Source organism: Nocardioides sp. NPDC057772 (genome assembly GCF_042798075.1).
Lineage (GTDB): Bacteria > Actinomycetota > Actinomycetes > Propionibacteriales > Nocardioidaceae > Nocardioides.
In genome coordinates, this window is sequence record NZ_JBHVKN010000333.1 from 1 (window position 1) to 3,051 (window position 3,051).

At 69.2% G+C, this 3,051-nt stretch carries 1 protein-coding gene; it reads left to right on the top strand.

From position 1 onward, the window contains the following. Positions 1-3,051 (top strand): HAMP domain-containing protein (locus ACFVJS_RS27225; RefSeq protein ID WP_378886673.1); only part of this gene is annotated, 3,051 nt, incomplete at both ends.

Consider the following 3,051-nt stretch of genomic DNA (forward strand, 5'->3'; position numbering starts at 1 on the left):
GTCGACGTACGCGGCGAGCTCGCCGAGCTCAAGACCACCGTCAACACCATGGTCGACCAGCTCTCCTCCTTCGCCGACGAGGTCACCCGCGTCGCGCGCGAGGTCGGCACCGAGGGCCGCCTGGGTGGTCAGGCCGACGTCCACGACGTCTCCGGCACCTGGAAGGACCTCACCGACTCGGTGAACTCGATGGCCTCCAACCTGACCGCCCAGGTCCGCAACATCGCCCAGGTCACCACCGCCGTCGCCCGCGGCGACCTCACCCAGAAGATCACCGTCGACGCCCGCGGCGAGATCCTCGAGCTCAAGTCGACCATCAACACCATGGTCGACCAGCTCGGATCGTTCGCCGACGAGGTCACCCGTGTCGCCCGCGAGGTCGGCACCGAGGGTGCTCTCGGCGGCCAGGCCCAGGTGCCCGGTGTCGCCGGCACCTGGCGCGACCTGACGGTCTCGGTGAACTCGATGGCCTCCAACCTGACCAACCAGGTCCGCAGCATCGCCCAGGTCGCCAAGGCGGTCTCCCAGGGCGACCTGTCGCAGAAGATCTCCATCGAGGCCCGCGGCGAGGTCGCCGCCCTGGCCGGCACCCTCAACGCGATGGTCGACACGCTGCGTACGTTCGCCGACGAGGTCACCCGGGTCGCCCGTGAGGTCGGCACCGAGGGATCGCTGGGCGGTCAGGCCCACGTACGCGGCGTGGCCGGCACCTGGAAGGACCTCACCGACTCGGTGAACTCGATGGCCTCCAACCTGACCTCCCAGGTCCGCAACATCGCCCAGGTCACCACCGCCGTGGCCCGCGGCGACCTCACCCAGAAGATCACCGTCGACGCCCGGGGCGAGATCCTCGAGCTCAAGTCCACGGTCAACACCATGGTCGACCAGCTCTCCTCCTTCGCCGACGAGGTCACCCGTGTGGCCCGCGAGGTCGGCACCGAGGGCAAGCTCGGCGGCCAGGCCGAGGTGGCCGACGTCTCCGGCACCTGGCGTGGGCTGACGGAGAACGTGAACCAGCTCGCGAGCACGCTGACCACCCAGCTCCGCGCGATCGCCGAGGTCTCCGCCGCGGTGACGCAGGGCGACCTGAGCCGGCAGATCACCGTCGGCGCCGAGGGCGAGGTCGCCGAGCTGAAGGACAACCTCAACGAGATGATCGACTCGCTGCGGGAGACCACCAAGGCCAACGAGGACCAGGACTGGCTCAAGACCAACCTGGCCCGGTTCACCGGCCACATGCAGGGTGGTCGCGACCTGCTCGAGGTGGCCCGGCTGATCGTCTCCGAGCTCACTCCGCTGGTCGGCGCCCAGCAGGGCTCGATCTTCCTCACCGACCAGACCCCTGAGCAGAGCGGTCCCAAGGTCCTGCGCCGGATCGCCTCCTACGGCTACCAGCCCAGCGCCGACATCCCCGACGTCTTCGCCCTCGGCGAGGGCCTGGTCGGGCAGGCCGCCTACGACCGCCAGCCGATCGTCGTGCGCGACGTCCCGGCCGGCTTCATGCGGATCTCCTCCGGTCACGGGTCGGCGGCGCCGACCTCGATCGTGGTGCTCCCGGTGGTCTTCGAGGAGAAGGTGATCGGCGTCGTCGAGCTCGCCTCGTTCCGGCCGTTCAGCGCCGTCCACATGCAGTTCCTCGAGCAGCTCGCCGAGTCGATCGGGGTCTCGCTCAACGCGATCATGGCCAGCTCTCGCACCGAGGAGCTGCTGGTCGAGTCGCAGCGCCTCGCCGCCGAGCTGCAGTACAAGCAGGACGAGGGCGAGCGGCAGCAGGTCGAGCTGCAGCAGACCAACGCCGCCCTCGAGGAGAAGGCGCGCCAGCTCGCCGACCAGAACCAGGCGATCGAGATCAAGAACCTCGAGATCGAGGAAGCCCGGCGCGGCCTGGAGGAGCGCGCCGAGCAGCTCGCCCTCTCCTCGCGCTACAAGTCCGAGTTCCTGGCCAACATGTCGCACGAGCTGCGTACGCCGCTCAACTCGCTGCTCATCCTGGCCCGGCTGCTCTCCGACAACGTCGACGGCAACCTCAACGCGCGCCAGGTCGAATACTCGCGCACCATCCACGGCGCCGGCACCGACCTCCTGCAGCTGATCAACGACATCCTCGACCTGTCCAAGGTCGAGGCCGGGAAGATGGACGTCCACGTCACCGACGTGGACGTGACCTCGGTGGTGGAGTACGTCGAGGCCACCTTCCGGCCGCTGACCGCCGAGAAGGACCTCAACTTCTTCGTCAGCGTCGACCCCGACGTACCCCGCCTGCTGCGCTCGGACCAGCACCGGCTGCAGCAGGTGCTTCGCAACCTGCTCTCCAACGCGGTGAAGTTCACCGACAGCGGCGGCGTACGCCTGCTGATCCGCAACGCCTCCGGCGAGCGCTTCTCGACGCGCAGCCTGCAGCAGGCCGATGCCGTGCTGGCCTTCTCGGTGGTCGACACCGGCATCGGCATCCCTCCCGAGAAGCTGAAGGTCATCTTCGAGGCCTTTCAGCAGGCCGACGGCACCATCAGCCGCAAGTTCGGCGGCACCGGTCTCGGGCTGTCGATCAGCCGCGAGGTCGCCCACCTCATCGGCGGCGAGATCCAGGTCAAGAGCGAGCCCGGCCACGGCAGCTCCTTCACCCTGTACGTCCCCAGGATCAGCTCCGAGACCGTCGACGCCCAGCCCGCGACGCCCGCCGTCGACGAGCCGCAGCTGGCCGGCCGCAGAGCCGATCAGCTGCTGCTGGTCCTCAGCAGCGGCAGCGACGATTCCGGCCCCGGCACCAGCGCCGTCGTGGAGGCCCTGTTCGGGTCGGTCGACGAGGTCGAGACCGTCTTCGGCTCCTCCCCCGACGAGGCCCAGGCGGTCCTGGCCGACCGCGACGTCGACTGCGTGGTCCTCGACCTTCCGCTGGCCGAGGGCGGCTTCGAGGTGCTCCGCTGGATGCGCACCCACAAGCGCACCAAGGACATCCCGGTGGTGCTGAGTAGGGTCGGCGAGGTGACCAGGGCTCAGCAGAACCGGCTGGACAGGTACGCCCAGGCGATGACCTTGAAGACCCCGGCGACC